The organism is Nocardiopsis sp. CA-288880 (genome assembly GCF_050955985.1).
In the GTDB taxonomy this organism is placed as follows: domain Bacteria; phylum Actinomycetota; class Actinomycetes; order Streptosporangiales; family Streptosporangiaceae; genus Nocardiopsis; species Nocardiopsis tropica.
On record NZ_CP192105.1, the window covers coordinates 6,011,359 to 6,026,663 of the forward strand.

Annotated in this window: 12 protein-coding genes; 9 read left to right on the forward strand and 3 right to left on the reverse strand. The window is 71.3% G+C overall.

Annotated elements, in window-relative coordinates:
* The first annotated feature begins 157 nt into the window (after nucleotides 1-157).
* Nucleotides 158-1,165 carry an LLM class flavin-dependent oxidoreductase gene (locus ACQPYD_RS25970; protein WP_433698107.1) on the forward strand — a complete coding sequence of 336 codons (1,008 nt, stop codon included), beginning with the start codon at nucleotides 158-160 and terminating at the stop codon, nucleotides 1,163-1,165.
* Nucleotides 1,166-1,337: 172 nt separating this feature from the next.
* Here ACQPYD_RS25970 and ACQPYD_RS25975 read toward each other — a convergent pair whose 3' ends face one another.
* Nucleotides 1,338-2,501 carry a TIGR04222 domain-containing membrane protein gene (locus ACQPYD_RS25975; RefSeq protein ID WP_433698108.1) on the reverse strand — a complete coding sequence of 388 codons (1,164 nt, stop codon included), beginning with the start codon at nucleotides 2,499-2,501 and terminating at the stop codon, nucleotides 1,338-1,340.
* 474 nt (nucleotides 2,502-2,975) lie between these two features.
* On the opposite strand from ACQPYD_RS25975, the gene ACQPYD_RS25980 reads away from it, so the two are divergent.
* The 5 genes from ACQPYD_RS25980 (at nucleotide 2,976) to ACQPYD_RS26000 (ending at nucleotide 8,333) form a co-directional block, all read left to right on the forward strand.
* Entirely contained in the window at nucleotides 2,976-3,185 is a 210-nt protein-coding gene (locus tag ACQPYD_RS25980) for a hypothetical protein (protein ID WP_433698109.1), read from the forward strand.
* Nucleotides 3,186-3,346: 161 nt separating this feature from the next.
* A complete protein-coding gene (locus ACQPYD_RS25985) occupies nucleotides 3,347-4,324 on the forward strand; it encodes an OmpA family protein (protein WP_433698110.1) in 978 nt (325 codons plus the stop codon).
* A 10-nt stretch (nucleotides 4,325-4,334) separates the two neighbouring features.
* On the forward strand, nucleotides 4,335-4,862 hold the full coding sequence (locus ACQPYD_RS25990) for a hypothetical protein (protein WP_433698111.1): 528 nt from the start codon (nucleotides 4,335-4,337) through the stop codon (nucleotides 4,860-4,862).
* Nucleotides 4,863-4,904: 42 nt separating this feature from the next.
* Nucleotides 4,905-5,579 (forward strand): hypothetical protein, encoded by a 675-nt coding sequence (locus ACQPYD_RS25995; protein ID WP_433698112.1) that lies wholly within the window; start codon nucleotides 4,905-4,907, stop codon nucleotides 5,577-5,579.
* Between the two features lie 300 nt (nucleotides 5,580-5,879).
* Nucleotides 5,880-8,333, forward strand: a complete 2,454-nt coding sequence (locus ACQPYD_RS26000) for a glycosyltransferase family 4 protein (RefSeq protein WP_433698113.1) — start codon at nucleotides 5,880-5,882, stop codon at nucleotides 8,331-8,333.
* 88 nt (nucleotides 8,334-8,421) lie between these two features.
* Here ACQPYD_RS26000 and ACQPYD_RS26005 read toward each other — a convergent pair whose 3' ends face one another.
* Nucleotides 8,422-9,396: a hypothetical protein gene (locus tag ACQPYD_RS26005; RefSeq protein WP_433698114.1), complete on the reverse strand. Its 975-nt coding sequence runs from the start codon at nucleotides 9,394-9,396 to the stop codon at nucleotides 8,422-8,424.
* A gap of 545 nt (nucleotides 9,397-9,941) precedes the next feature.
* On the opposite strand from ACQPYD_RS26005, the gene ACQPYD_RS26010 reads away from it, so the two are divergent.
* The 3 genes from ACQPYD_RS26010 to ACQPYD_RS26020 all read left to right on the forward strand — a co-directional run bounded on the left by ACQPYD_RS26010 (nucleotide 9,942) and on the right by ACQPYD_RS26020 (nucleotide 13,927).
* Entirely contained in the window at nucleotides 9,942-11,042 is a 1,101-nt protein-coding gene (locus ACQPYD_RS26010; protein ID WP_433698115.1) for a pilus assembly protein TadG-related protein, read from the forward strand.
* Nucleotides 11,043-11,135: 93 nt separating this feature from the next.
* Complete coding sequence (locus tag ACQPYD_RS26015) at nucleotides 11,136-12,008, forward strand: hypothetical protein (RefSeq protein WP_433698116.1); 873 nt, start codon at nucleotides 11,136-11,138, stop codon at nucleotides 12,006-12,008.
* A gap of 926 nt (nucleotides 12,009-12,934) precedes the next feature.
* Nucleotides 12,935-13,927, forward strand: coding sequence for a hypothetical protein (locus tag ACQPYD_RS26020; protein WP_433698117.1), 993 nt, complete (start codon nucleotides 12,935-12,937; stop codon nucleotides 13,925-13,927).
* Nucleotides 13,928-14,003: 76 nt separating this feature from the next.
* On the opposite strand, the gene ACQPYD_RS26025 is transcribed toward ACQPYD_RS26020, so the two are convergent.
* Nucleotides 14,004-15,059 carry a pectate lyase family protein gene (locus tag ACQPYD_RS26025; RefSeq protein WP_433698118.1) on the reverse strand — a complete coding sequence of 352 codons (1,056 nt, stop codon included), beginning with the start codon at nucleotides 15,057-15,059 and terminating at the stop codon, nucleotides 14,004-14,006.
* Nucleotides 15,060-15,305 lie beyond the last annotated feature (246 nt).

A 15,305-nucleotide genomic window follows, 5' to 3' on the forward strand; every position in this document is an offset into this window, starting at 1 on the left:
CGACGACCAGACGGGATTTGGCTCATGGACAGTCGCGAGTGTACCTTCGTAATTCGATGTTCGTCGAACATCGAACGCGCAGACAGGCTGGGGTCACCGACCCTCCCGCCCCGGCCCTGCCGCAGGAACCGCTACGCAGCAGGGGAAGAGGGCAACCATGTCCACCATCGCGCTGTCCGTGCTCGACCACGCCAGCATCGCCGAGGGGTCCACCCCCGGCCAGGCGCTCCGCTCCGCCCGGGAACTCGCCCAGCACGCGGAACGCGCGGGCTACACCCGCTTCTGGCTCTCCGAACACCACAACATGCAGGCCATCGCCAGCGCCGCCACGTCGGTCTCGCTGGGGTTCATCGCCGAGGGCACGACGAGCATCAGGGTCGGCGCCGGCGGCATCATGCTCCCCAACCACTCGCCGCTCGTCATCGCCGAGCAGTTCGGCACCCTGGAGTCGCTCTACCCGGGACGCGTCGACCTCGGCCTGGGCCGCGCGCCCGGCACCGACCCGCGCACGATGGCGGCGCTGCGCCGCGACCACAGCGCCTCCTCGACGTTCCCCAGCGACGTCCAGGAGCTCCAGGCGTTCTTCGAGCCCGCCGAACCCGGCCAGCCGGTCCGCGCCGTTCCCGGCGAGGGGCTCCGTGTCCCCCTGTGGATCCTCGGCTCCAGTCTCTTCGGCGCCCAGCTCGGCGCCCAGCTCGGCCTGCCGTACGCGTTCGCCTCGCACTTCGCCCCCGACGCCCTGTACGAGGCACTCAAGGCCTACCGCGCGGGTTTCCGGCCCTCCGTCCAACTGGAGAAGCCCTACGTCATGGCCGGGGTGAACGCCTTCGTCGCCGACACCGACGAGGAGGCCCGTCGGCTGTTCACCACCATGCAGCAGGCGTTCCTCGGCACCCTGCGCGGCGCCCGCGGACGCCTGCGCCCGCCGGTCGAGAGCCTCGACACGGCATGGCGTCCCGGCGAGAAGGAACGACTGGACCACATGCTTCGTTACTCGTTCGTGGGCTCCCCCGAAACCGTCCGTGAGAAGCTCGAACTGTTCGTCGCTGACACGGGTGTGGACGAGCTGATGGTGTCGTCGATGATCTACGACCAGTCGGCCCGCCTGCGCTCGTTCGAGCTGCTCGCGGAGGTGGCCGAACTCCGGCGTCCGGAACAGGGCTGACCCACACCCGACCCGGGAACCGGTCAAGGGTGGCGGCGCCGAACTGTAGGCAGGCAGTGGCGCCGTCTTCCCGGTGAGGGCGGGCCGGGCGGGGCTCCAGCGGAGCCCCGCCCGGCCGCGGTCCACCCTGTACGCCGGCCCGGAACCCGCCGCCGGTCCGCGACCGGCGGGCTCAGTCGCCGCCACCTCCGCCGCCCCCGCCGCCGTCTCCTCCGCCGCCGCCGGAGTCACCGCCGCCACCGCCCCAGCCACCGCTGCCCCAGCCGCCGCCGGACCCGCTGCCCCCGGCCCCGTCGAAACCGCCGTTCCAGCCGTCACCGCTGGAGCCGCCGCTCTCGGAGGTTCCGCCCTGGCAGAGCTCGGCGAACTCGCAGAGGGCGTTCTGGTCGACGGCGCCACCGCCGCCGCCCGCGTCACCCCCGCCCGCCGACACGGTGTTGGCCGCGGTGAGGTCCGGGCTGAAGGCCGGCGATCCGTCGCCGGACACCGCCCTGCTGGGGCTCCGATCGCGGCCACCGGCCCGCAGCGCCCGGAAACCGGTGACCGCCGTGCGGCGGACCGCCTGGTCCCGGGTGATCTCGGCCGTGCTCAGGGCCGCGGTGCTCCCGTAGCGCTCCAGGGCCCGCGAGACGACCTCGTCGCCCGCCGCGGTGTTGGGAAGGACGGCCGGGCCGCCTGTCGCGGCCAGGACCGCCTGCGCGACGACCAGGAGCGCCGAGGCGGTGAGACCGCCCACCAGGGCCGCCAGCCCCGGGTTCGTCGGCTCCGCCAGGAAGAACGTCCCCGCGCCCACCGCGGCGACCAGCAGCGAGAGAACCCTCCGCCCACGGATCGCCCTCGGGATCCCCGCCCGCCGCTCCAGGATCGCGCGAACCTCCGGGGTGTCGACGACCAGCCGGGCCCCGGCCAGGTCCCGTCTGATCTGCTCCACACCGCGGCCCGTCACCACGCGGCGCACCATCTCCCGGGCGCTGACCCCGACGCGCTTCTTGAACGCCTTCACCAGGACGCGCCGTGCGGGGTCCTTCTCGTGCGCGTAGGGGACGCCGGGGCCCACGAGGGTGAAGAACCCCCTGGCGGCCTGGGGCCGGATCCGGTCGCCCAGGAACGCGTCCACGACCGCCGTCTCCCCCACCCGCACCGGCCCCCCGGCGAGGAAGGCCAGCTCGTTCGGGCTCAGCTCGTCGGGGTCGGGAGCCGGGGCCGGTCCCGGGCTCCTCCGGAGAGCGGCCCGGAGGCCCAGATGCCCGCGTACGACCCGCAGAAGCGGGACGCCTCCGACCAGAAGGCCCGCGGCCGCCCCCAGTACCAGGAAGAGAACAGAACTGCCGTCCATCCCCGCCGCCTTTCCGCGTCGGTGTCGGGATCACGCTCCCTCCGGCCGTCCCGGCCGGAACGGCCCACCCATCCAACACCACGGCGATATCGCGTACACGGGGTGGCCTGGCACTACACCCCCGGCCATGACATCCCGGCGAACCGCGTGCCATCATGGTCACTCGACGAGCACCGATCGTGACCTCCCTGGCAGCGCGGACGTGAACCACCGACTCCCCGGTTACCGGCATCCACCTGGGCCGACATCGAGCCCTGTGGAAAGTGTGTGGCCCCGTGCCCCGGAGGGCATCCTGAAGAAAGATGGCCACATCCGGCCAGGACGCGGGGCGGCACCCGAGCCCGTGTCGGATAGTGGTTCCCCAGGGTCACTCAGAACCCGCACGCACGCCCCCGGTGGCCCCCCGCCTCGGTTCACCGGCGCAGAGCCGCACCCCGGCGGCGCCCTCAGCCCTTCCCGCAAGGAGTCAGTTCCGTGAACAGTCCCAACAGGTTCTGGGTGACGCTCAGCGCCTACCTGGCGCCCCCCTCCGAGAGGCAGGACGAGGGCGCGGGGATCATTGAATACGCCGCCATCGTCATCCTTGTGGCAGCTATCGCAATGGCGGTATTCGCGCTCGGCGTTCCTTCGCTCATCTCCGACGCCATCAGCACAGCCATTGACGACGCACTGAGCGGACCGTGAACCTGGTACTCCATTCTTCGCTCATCCATCAGTAGAACCTCTACATACAGCAGAGCCCCAGGAAAAACAGAGGAAATGGGAAGCTCTTGAGAGCCACACGCCATACTTCCGTGCCAGGGAAGCGCAAATATCCCTTAGCCACAGGAGCTTCTGTCGCATCCTTGCTCATCCTCACTTCAGCCTGCGTGGTCGACTCGGGAAACGGAGAGCCAACAGGAAATGCAAGCGAAGGAGCAGCTGGTATCGAGAACCCAGCCCCGGAGGCAGAGAACCCCTCCGAGCAGGAGATCATTGCCAGCACCATCACCTCATCGACCGATATCGGCCATCAGCTCCAAATCGACGTCTATGCTTTGGAGAAGGTGGGAAACGGCCTCCTGAGACTCCGCCTTGGCATCACCAATAACTCTGGCTCCAACTTCCGCATTTCACAGGGCCTTTCCGATGAAAATAACCCCTACACAGCAAACCGGGTCACCCTGATCGACTCGGCGAATCAGACCCGACACCTCAGCTTCGACCAGAGCAGCGGAGACTGCTTCTGCCTTCCCTTCGATGGCCCCATCGGAAGCGGAGAAACAGTGGCCACCTGGGTGGTATTTCCAGAGCCCCCTCCGGGCATCGAAGCAATGACCATAACCACCCCGCTAACCCCACCCCTTCTGGACGTACCCATCACTGATTCGTCCGAAGTAATCGAGAACGACGGCCTCTCCGATCCGCAGATCATCCCTTTGACGATGATCTCCGACAACACCGAGGACCAGACCGGACGCACCGAAAGCGGCGACGAGGTAAGCATCATCCTTTCCTCGGATGTCCTTTTCGAAACGAACAGCGCAGATCTCAGCTCGGACGCCCAGGAGATCCTGGAACAAGTGGCGACGGAAATCAATGATGCGAGCTCTTCCGTGGTCAACATCGATGGACACGCGGATAACACAGGTAGCGACGCAGTCAACATCCCTCTGTCCCAAGAACGTGCAGAAGCCGTCGAAACCGCTCTTTCCGAACAGATCAACCGCGATGGCGTGACCTTCGAAGTACAAGGCCACGGGTCGAACGACCCCATCGCAGAGAACGACACCGAAGAGGGCCAGGAACGCAACCGCAGAGTCAGCGTCACGTTCGAAAAATAAGGAGATTCACGTGAGGTTTTTTCCACGAACCTTCACCGCGTCCGCGCTGACCTCTGCCGCCGCCATTCTCATTCTCACTGGAACTAGCTCTGCCGCACCCGCACCACTGACAGAGAACCTGGATTCACTGGGAAGATCAAATGGAAACAGCGAAGAATCGACCGGCCTCATAGCCGAGGTCCATCAGATCGAACAGAACGAAGATGGAAATATAATTTCCGTCACCTGGAGCATTGAGAACACCAGCACCGAACGTGTCGTACTCACATGGGTGAAGGACCGCTCATATGTTTACTCCGGGCAAAACTTTGCCGGTGTGACCGCGCTGAGCAGTGACAGTGAGGTGAGATACCATCCGATCATGGACGGGGAAGGCGAGTGCCTCTGCTCGGGAAAGACGTCGAACGACTTCAGCCAGCGCGTTGAAGCCGGAGACCAGATCGCTTATTGGTCCATGTTCTCGGTGCCGGGTGACGTCGAGTCGGTGACGATCGAGATCCCCGGATTCGAGCCCATCGAGGATGTTCCGATTTCCTGACCCCTGTCACGTTCCCTTTCCGGACACCCGTAGGAGACGGCGTTGCCCACCCCCCACCGCCCCGCCCCCGGAGGCAGCCGACGGCCCTCCCCCAGCGGACCGCCCGGACGCTCGGGCGCACGCCACGGGCCGCCTCGCGTGCGGGCCCGGATCGAACGCGCCTCCCGCTGGTTCCGTCCGGCACGAAGATCCGGACAGGACGGGGGCGCGGCTCTCGTCGAGCTCGCGGCGGTCACCGTACTGGCCGCGGCGATCATGGTCTCGGTGTACCAGCTCGAACTGAGCCAGACCTTCAACAGCGGGGTCCGGCAGATGGTCTGCCTGGTCGAGGGGCCCGACTGCGGCGACGAGACGTGGGTCGACGCCGACCGTCCGGAGGAACCCGAGCAGTACGAGTGGAGCGGCGACGACCCCACCTCCACCGAGAACCAGAGCCTCGCCATGCGCATGTCCGCCGACGCCGGGTGGACCGACGGCGAATGGCAGTGCCTGAGCAACCTGTGGGGCACCATCTCCAGCTGGGACCACACCGTCGTCGACACCGAGACGGGCAACAGCGGCATCGCCGGGTTCAACCCGGCCAGGCACGGCTCGATGCCCGCCGGTTACATGGAGAGCCCGTCGGCGCAGATCTCCTGGGGGCTCGGCTACATCGCTGCCGCCTACGACTCGCCCTGCGGCGCCTTCGCGCAGTGGGAGGGTTCCGGCACCTACTGAACCCGCCCTCGGCGCGTGTCCGCCGAGCCCAGCGTCCTGTGCGCCGCCCCCGCCCTCCGGGGGACGGCGCCTTTCTCGTTCCCCGGACGACCCGTGGTGTGCGCAAAAGCCGCACAGTGACCGGCAAACCTTCAGGCAGCAATCCGACATAAAGTACTTTCTACTTGGATAGGACCCATAGCCTGAGCGTTCATTCCCCACGCCTTTCCCTGCCGGGGGGCTCGGATCGGCGTGGTCGACGGGGGTCGGCGCCTTCCCGCGCGAGAGAACGCCGAGCGGCGCCGGAAACACGGGGGGCCAGTGAAGATCGCCTATCTGATCAACGACATGTACGGCATCGGCGGCACCGTCCGTACCGTCGCCAACCAGGCGGCGGCGCTGTCGGCACGGCACGAGGTCGAGATCGTCTCGGTGTTCCGGCACCGCGCCGAGCCCGCCCTGCCCGTGCCGTCCGGGGTGCGCCTGCGGCCCCTCGTCGACGTGCGCAAGGACAGGCGGGGCCCCGGCGCCGGGGCGGAGGGGCGCCCCCTGTACGAGGGGGCCGAGCGGGCCGGGCTCCCGCCCGAGCTGTTCCCGCAGGAGGACACCCGGGGGTCCACGCACAGCCGGCTCACGGACGACCGGCTGGAGGAGTACCTGGCCACCACGGACGCCGACGTGGTCGTGGGGACCCGGCCCGGTCTGAACGTCGTGATCGCCCGCGCCGCCCCGAGCCGGGTGGTGAAGGTGGGTCAGGAGCACCTGACCTACGACCAGCACTCCGAACCGCTGCGCCGGGTGATGGAGGCCGAGTACCCCCGCCTGGACGCGTTCGTGACGGTGACCGAGGCCGACGCGCGCACCTACGCGGAGCGCATGCCGATGCCTGGGGTCCGGGTGCTGTCCATCCCGAACTCGGTGCCCGCCCCGCCGTTCACCACCAACGGCCACAACACGCGGACGATCGTGGCCGCCGGGCGGCTGGCGCCCAGCAAGCGGCACGACCTGTTGGTGGAGGCGTTCTCCATGGTCGGCGACGAGTTCCCCGAATGGACGCTGCGCATCTACGGGCGCGGCGACAAGCGTGCGTCGCTGGTCCGGCTGGTGCGTTCGCTGGGCCTCCAGGACCGTGTGTGGCTGATGGGGCCGCACCCGCGGGTGGAGGAGGCCTGGGCCCAGGGCGCGTTCGCGGCGGTCACCTCCAGCGAGGAGCCGTTCGGGATGACCATCGTGGAGGCCATGCGGTCGGGGCTGCCCGTGGTGAGCACCGACTGCCCGCACGGGCCCGCGTCGATCATCCGCGACCGCGAGGACGGGCTTCTGGTGCCCAACCGGTCGGCCCCGGGCATCGCCGAGGGGTTGTCCACACTGATGGCCGACGACGGCCTCCGCCGCCGCATGTCCGCGGCCGCCCTCCTGGGTTCCGAGCGGTTCGACCCGGCCAACGTCGTGCGCCTGCACGAGGAGCTGTTCTCCGAGTTGGCCGGGCGGCCGCTGCGGGCGCCGGCGCCCGCGGCGCCCGTTCCCCGGCCCGGGCCGCCGGCGGCGTGCCGGGTGCGTGCGGGGGGCGACGGCCCGGCCGTGCTCTCGTTCACGGACCCTCCCGACGAGGTGGTGCTGGTGCGCCCGGGACAGCGGGTCGCGCTGACCCCTAGCCCCGGGGGCGAGGTGGTGGTGGACGCCGAGCGGGACCGCCTGGCGGCGCGCACGTGGGAGGTGTGCCGGGTCGACGGGGGCCGGGTGAGCCCCGTCGAGGACGTCGAGATCCACCAGCACGGCTACCCGCTGGCCGCCGACGGCGTCGACCGGCTCGCCCTGGTGGTCCCCGCCCGTTCCGGCAAGGGCCGTCTGGTGCTGCACGTGCGCCGCTCCGCCCACCACGCGGAGGTGGAGCGCGTGGAGGTCGCCGACGGGCTGATCACCGTGCGGGGGCGGGTCCTGGGCCGGGGCGGGCCGGACGCCCGGGCCAGACTCGCCGTGCGGCTCCGCGAGGCGCCGCAGGCCCCTCGGGAGTTCTCGGCCCCGGTGGCCGCCGACGGCCTCTTCACCGCGGTGATCGACCCGGAGACGGTGGTGCGCGGACGGGAGGGGACGTCGCAGAAGTGGGAGATGCGGCTGGTCCTGTCCGACGGCGCCGAGTACACCCTGGGCCGTCACCTGTCCGGGGTGGCCGGCTACAAGAAGATCATCGAGTACCCGGCGCACCGGGTGGAGTCCCCGCACGGGGGCGGGGTACGGGTGCGGCCCTACTACACGGTCAACGACCGCCTGGGGCTGCTGACGACCCCGTCCGCGCCGTCCCTGGAGGTGGGCGAGGTACGGGTGCGTCCGGCGGGACTCCACGGAAGGCGTCTGCGGTTCGAGGCGCACCTGGACGGCCCGCTGCCGGAGGGTGCCGAGTACGCGGTGGAGGTGGTGCGCGGCACCGACGTGGGCCGGCGCTTCCCCCTGCGAGCCGAGGGTCCGCGGAGCCGGCCGGGGACGGCCTCCGTCCCCGGGGGCGGTCGCCTCGTCGGGAGCCTGCCGCTGCTCCGGGGCGAGGAGTACAACGGCGCGTCCCCTCTGCGGGTCACGTGGCAGCTGCGGCTCCTGGCGGGGCCCGCGGACGCGATGGGCCGGGTGAGGGCCGAGGAGGTTCCCGGGCACACGGCGCGCCGCTGGAGCCGTGGCCCGTACCTGCGTTCGGTGACGGTGACGCCGGTGGGATCGGGCGACCTCAAGGTCACCGTCGCCGACGTGCACCTGTGGGGCTCGGTCGGCCGGCGTCTGCGCTGACGCGCGGCTGTGTCCTGGGGCCGCGGCCGCCACCGGAGCACGGCGTCCGCGGGCGGGTCACGGCAGGGCCCGCCCGCGGACGCCGCGGCTACTCCTGCGCGTCGGCGCGGAGCAGGCGCTGAGCGGCGCTCAGGTGGTCCAGGAGCCAGTCGGGGAGGTGGTCGGCGCTGCGGGGGAAGTACCGCATGTCCTGGTGGTAGCTGCGGGGGTCGGGTTCCACGTCGAACTCCGGCGGGTTCTGGTGGTCGAAGTGGATCCCGATCTCCCGGGACTCCTGGATCGTGATGCGGGCGGTGAACCACGTCCCCTTGCCCGGCTGGTACATGCCCGTCCTCAGTCGGCCGAGCAGGCGGCCGGCCTCCGGCAGGAGGAGGTCCCACTCCGTCCCGCCGTCCGGTGTGCGCACGCTGACCCTGGCCGAGGAGACCCCGACGAGCCCCTTGTAGTCGACGACGATCTCGCTCCACTCGCCCCACACGGACTCGATCGTGCGGTCGACGATCTCCTGGACGGTGTCCATCATCTCCTCGGGCGACATGTCGCCGGGGGCGATCCTGGTCTCCCGCGTGACGCGCGCGCTCCGGAACACGCTCCAGGGCGACGAGGCCTCCGACGTGTCGGGCACCCGTTCACCCTCGAGTCTCTCCATGAGCCAGTCGGGGAGGTGCTCGTCGTCGCGGGGGAAGTACTCCAGGTCGAGCATGTAGTCGGCGGCGTCCCGGGGCTCGTCGAACCAGGGCTCGTTGTCGTAGTCGTACCGGACCCGGTACCGGCCGGTCCGGTCGTACTCGAAGTAGGCCGTGTACCAGGTGCCCTTGCCGTGCGTGTACATGCCGGAGCGGACCTCCCTCAGGACCTCCAGGGCGGACAGCGGCGGGAGCCACCCGGTGCTCCGGCCCCCGTCGAACATGACCTCGAAGTGGGCGGACTCGGCGTCGGCGAGTCCCGAGTACACGAGCCGGAACTTGGCCCAGTCCTCGGGGGCCGTCCGCAGCAGGTCCGCTCCCAGACCGCGGAGGGATTCGTCCTGTTCAACGGGCGTCATCGCTTTTCGGGCGCTCATGTTCTCGCCTTCTAGTTGCCCTGTATGTGGCACGTGGATTTCTTGGGTGGATTGCCGTGTGGGTTGGGAAAGTTCCCCGTATGCGGCTTCCGGACGGTGTACATCCTTCCGGGTGGAATCCGATTCTGGCCGAACACACGACAAAAACCCGCGCGCGAGCCCGGCGCGGCCCCCGCATCCCTCCCGGGCACACCCGTCGGCACGGCGGGACGGTCGGTCCGCGTTTCCTTTCTTACCAGGCCAAGCGCCGCGAAACGGGGCAACAGGCGGGTGTGGACGAACTCCCGCGCCGATGGCCAGGTGTGGTCACGCCTCCACCGCCCAGGGCGACATCAAAAGGACGAAAACCCCCTCCGGAGTCGCGTGAAACGCGGTTCCGTCCACAGGCGACTACCGATCATGGACAAGCCCGGATAAGCTGCGCCCGGCAGGGCAACTGTCCGGACGCGCTCGCACGCACGCCCCGCGCGACGCGCTCCCGGCCCCTCGAACACCCGCCCCCGCTCCCCGCCCACACGGGGAAGGCCCCCACCCACGGAAAACACATGGGACTGCGACGGACCCTCCTCCCCTCCTCCTCCGCCCGGAAGAGGCCCCGGCCCCTCCTGGGCCGCGACGACGAAGGACAGGCCAACACCCTCCTGCTCTTCGGCCTCACCCTGGCCCTGCTGGCCCTGACCCTGCTGTTCGTCAGGGTCGGCGCCGCCAACGACACGCGCTCCCGGGTCCAGACGGCCGCCGACGCCGCCGCGCTGGCCGCCGTGGGCGCCCTGCAGGACGAGGCCGCCCAGGAGATGGTCGAGGGCGGCATCCCGTACCCGTGGTTCGACGAGGAGGTCGCCGAGGGACGCGCCGAGGAGTACGCGCGGGCCAACGGGGCGGTCCTGACCGACATCCGCGCCAGCGACAACAGCCTCGGGCGGTACGGCAACATCGTGCGGGTCGAGGTGCGCGGCGCCGTCTGCCAGAGGGAGCTGGAGGAGGACGGGTCCCGCCACTGGAACGACGTGGTGTGCGACGGGAGCGAGGACGAGACCGACACCGTGGTCGGCAACGCCTCGGCCATCGCGATCGTCCGGGTCCCCCACGACTGCGGCGTGGACGGCGGCGTCATGGACTGCGGCGGCGGGCCGGTCACCGACGTCGAGTCGGCCAAGCGCCTGGTCGCCGTGCACCTGGTGGACCAGGAGGGCCGGTACAGGTTCGACCCGGACTCGTACTTCGGGGGCGGCGCCGTGGTGAACTGCTCCTCGCTCGGCTCCCTCCACCCCGCGATGTGCGCGGCGCACAACCGCCTCCAGGAGGAGTTCGGCGGGTTCTACATCTCCGCGGGCGGACAGCGCACGGAGCCGGGGAGCGACCACCACACCGGCCAGGCGGTCGACTACATGATGGTGTCGGACCTGGGCGCGGTGCCGACCCCGCAGATGCACCAGACCGCTGTGACGGTGATCAACTGGATCATCCCGCGGGCCAGGGAGCTGCGCGTCAAGGGCATCATCTACGACCACCACATCTGGAACGCGGCCTTCGACCCGGTGGGGCCCTGGGAGAGCGTGCGCCGCTTCCACCAGGACACCGGGAACAACACGCAGGACCACGTCGACCACATCCACCTGGCCGCGGGTGAGGGGAACATGCAGTAGGGCCGCCGCCTCCGCCGGAGTCGGCGCGGCGCGGTCGTCCACAGGCGCGAACTCCCCCTTGTCCCCCCTCCGCCCGCGGTCCAGCCTGGAGGTATGACACTCCGTGGGGTCGCCCTCCCCGACCGCTCCCTCCTCCGCACACTCGCCCCCGTCCTCGACACGGTGTCCGCCACGGCCGTCGCCGCCGACGTCACCGCCGCCTACGTGTGGGGCGTGGACCTGTACCCGCGCGGCGCCCGGCCCACCCGCACCCGGCTGCACGTGTCGGTACCGCCGGGGGTGAGCACCGCCGGGGCCCCGGTCGTCGCCCACAGGGAGGTCCTGCCGCCCGCCGACACCACCGTGGTGGAGGGCGTCCGGATCACCACCCCGGCGAGGACCGCCGCCGACGTCGCCGCACGCGCCCCCTCGGTCTTCGTGGCCACGGCCCGTCTCGACGGGTTCCTCTCACGGGGGCTGGTCACCGACGACGAGATGGCCCGAGCGGCCCTCGCGGCCCGGACGCAACCGCGGCTGCGCCGGCTCCGCTCCGCGCTGTCCTACTCCAGTGCCCTGAGCCAGTCCCCCGCCGAGTCGTGGGCACGGGTACTGCTCCTGGAGGCGGGGCTGCCGCCTCCCGTCCCCCAGTGCCCGGTCGCCACCGCGGAGGGCCTGTTCCACGCCGACCTCGGCTGGCCCTCCCTGGGGGTGGCGCTGGAGTACGACAGCCTGGAGTTCCACTCCTCGCGGGAGTCCCTGGCCCGCGACCGCGCCCGCTACGCCGCGATGCGCGCCGAGGGCTGGGAGGTGGTCTCCGTCGGTGTGCACGACCTCCGGCGTCGCCCCGACCGCCTGGTGCGGCGCCTCCTGCACACGCTCGTCCGCCGGGGCTGGTCGTGTCCCCCGCACCGTCTGCGCCGCGTCCGCCGGAAGATCCGCGCCTACGCGGCACGGCCTCCCCTGCTGGTGACTCCCCCGGAGCCCTGAGCCCCGGGTGTCCCGCGCGGTGCCCGACGCCCGCGCCCCTCCCGCGGCGTCCCCGGGGCCGCCCGCGGTACCCCCGCCGTCCCCGACCGGAGAGAGGAGAGTCGACGTGGACCGGGGCAACGCCGTGATCGAGTACACGGCCCTGCTGGTCGCGGTGGCCGCCGTGGTGGCGGTCGTGGTCCAGGCGCCGGTCCGGGGACTGCCCGGACAGGTCCGCGGCGCCGTGCACGCGGCCCTGGGCCGGGCCCCGGAGGCTCCGCCCGGGGAGGCGGCCCCTCCTGGCGGTCGCTCCGGCGGAGAGCCCGGTGCGGGCGGGACCGGCCGCCACGGGCTCCCCGGGAGCGGCGGAGCGATCGGACCGGACCATAACGACGAGGCCACAATCGGCCACGAACGCCTACCGGACGGTGACTGGACGCTGGATCCTGTGGCCGCGGCCGAAGCCGTCCTGCGCTGCTCGCGGGGCGCGCTCGTTCCCGACCCCGTGGCCCGCGTCGACTGTGCGCTGGCGCTCCTGGGACTGCTGGAATCGGAGGTACTCGAAGCGACCGTTCTCCGTTTGGAAGCCGATGAGCTGCACGAACTCTTCTCCAGCCGTTCCTTCACCGCGACCGGCGCGGCCCGGGCAGCGGTCCGGGCGCTGTGGGAGCACGCGTCGGAGGAGGCCCTGCGGAGGCTGTCGCGGACCCCCACCTTCGGCTTCCTGGAGCCGGCCCTGGAGGCGCCGCACCTGGACTGGGTGCTCCGGTTCGCCGATGCGGGGAGCGATTACGTGCATGCGACCATCGAACAGAACACTGCGTCACCGCGTCGTACCCCCCGCAGACGCAACCCGACGACGCCAGCTGACGAAGATGCGCCGCCGTCCCCCTCCGTGCCCTGGCGGGCGCGTTCCGATTCGCAGAAACGAGGCCCAGGCCGTGTCGATGCCGTCGATACCGCGCACCTCCGACTCCGAGGACCCGCCGCCGGAGGGGGGAGAGCGCCCCAACTGGCTGGTGTCCGTGCTCGTGGTCGTGGTCTGCCTCGCCGTGATCGCCAGCGGTTGGGGGGTGGCCCGGCTCACGCTGGGCCACCCCCTGCGGCCGCTGGAGGTCGCGGACGGTCCCGAGTCGCGGCCGCCCCGGACGGGCGCCCCCTCCTCGGAGGCCGACCCGGAGGACGCCGAATCCTACGTCGCGGTGGCCGCGGGCCTGGTGGAGGACTCGGCCGCCTTCCACATCACCTTCACCGTCGACGACGGGAGCGCCGTACCGGAGGGCTCGCAGGCCTCGGAGGGCCGGGAGCGCCCGGACGGCCCGGAAGGCGGTGAGGGCTCCGAGGCGCCCGTCCAGGAGCGGAGGGCGCCCCGGGTCCTGCCCGCCTCGGGGGGTTCCGCCGAGCGTGCCGCAGGGGCCGTCCCGGCGGCGCCCGCGTACCCGAACGTGGCCTCCGGCCGCGGACGCGTCATGTACGACGCCACGGCCGAGCCGGAGTTCGACCACTTCTTCACCACGACGGAGGGACAGAGCGTCTACCGCTACGACGTGGGCGACGGACAGCTCATGATGACGGCGGACCGGGGGCTGAAGCTCCTGGATCCGCCGAGCGAGGCCGACGGCTACCTGTGTTCTCGGGGGTTCGGCTCGGCCAAGCTGCACGAGATCCTCGAAACCTCCCCCGACCTGGCCCTGGTCGGCCTGGAGGAGGTGGACCTGCGGTGGCCCGGCCAGCGGAGCACCCACAGCGCCTACCTCTACACCGGGACCTTCTCCGCCAAGGTGGGCGGCTACGACAAGGACGGCGGGGTCAACACCCTCACCCTCGTGCCGAACGCCGAGTTCGAGCTGTGGATCGACGAGCAGGGATATCCGCGCAGACTCGACTACCGGGCCCCCGGCGGTTTCGCGGAGAGCTACGAGTACCACTCGTTCAGCTGAGCCCCGGGAGCGGGCGCGCGCCGGGCCCCGGCCCCGGTACTGCCCCGCCCCGGGGCCCGGCGCCGGTCCCCCGCGGCTACGGGGTGTCGGCGCCCGCTCCCGCAGCCACCACGTCGGGGACCGTCGCGGTGTCGTCGAGCTCGTAGGTGTAGGGCGGGTCGGGGACGGCGCCGCGCAGGTCGGGCTGGGCCGAGTCGACCAGCAGGTTGTCGCGGGTGACGACGTTGCCCGGTTCCTCGTCCTCGGGCGCCACCGAGACCGGGGTGCCGTCGAAGTAGTTGCCCTCCACCAGCACGTTGGCGTCGTGGGTGGACCGCACGCCGTACTCGGGGTTGGCCCGGTAGTAGTTGTTGAACACGTGCACGTGCTCGGCGGACCGGGCACTCGGGTGCCGGCCGGAGGTCCCGTCGAAGTAGTTGTGGTGCACGGTCACGCGGAGGGCGCCGGGCTCGTCGTCCTCGCCCCCGATGCCGATGGCCGACTCCGCGTCGCGGAAGTGGTTCCAGGACAGGGTGACGTTGTCGGCGCCTCCGGTGACGGTGACCAGGGCGGCGCCGCCGTCGCCCCCGGTGAGGGTGGAGCCGTCCACCCACACGTGGTGCGCCCCTCCGCGGACCGCCACCGCGGTCCCGTCCGACTCCAGCGCCAGGTTGGCGAGGACCACGTTGCTGGAGCCGTCGACGACCAGCCTTCCTCCGGTGAGCTCGGCGCCGTCCCCCACGCCCACGAGCGTCTTGTCGGAGCCGACCTCGACGGCCCCGTCCAGGTCGATGCGTCCGCTGACCTCGATGGTGAGCGGCTCCTCGTCGGAGAGGTGGTCGGAGAGCTCGTCCGCGTCGGACGCGGTGACGGTCTCGCCCCCCGCTCCGCCGGAGACGCCGGGGTGGTCCTCGCCGTCGCGTTCCAGGGGCTCGCCGGCCCAGCCCACCGGTGTGCCGAACGGGTCCTCCTCCCCGGGTTCCTCCGAGGGCGGGGGACTCGACTCGTCGGCCTCCTCCGTCTGCGGCTCGACGGCCGCGCCGACGGGGGGCTCGACGGCGTCCCGGGGTTCCTCCTCCTGACGTGTACAGGAGACGAGGGCCGCGCAGAGCAGCACCGCCGCGGCCGCGGCGGGGATGGGGTGAGGTCTCATCGAGAGCTTTCCAGCGAGCGGGGTAACGGGGGGCGGGGGGTTGCACCCCCGACCCTGCCACAGCGGGGTTCGCAGACCCAACCCAGGGCCCGGTTCCCCTGGTGCGCGGGCCTTGCCGCCCGGCCCGTGTGCACGGGGCTTGCCGCCCGGCCCGTGTGCGCCGCGGGACACGGCGAAGGGCGCCGACCCCCTGTCGGGGACCGGCGCCCGGGTGTCCTTCGGCGCTCGGAGCAGCGGCTGCTCAGC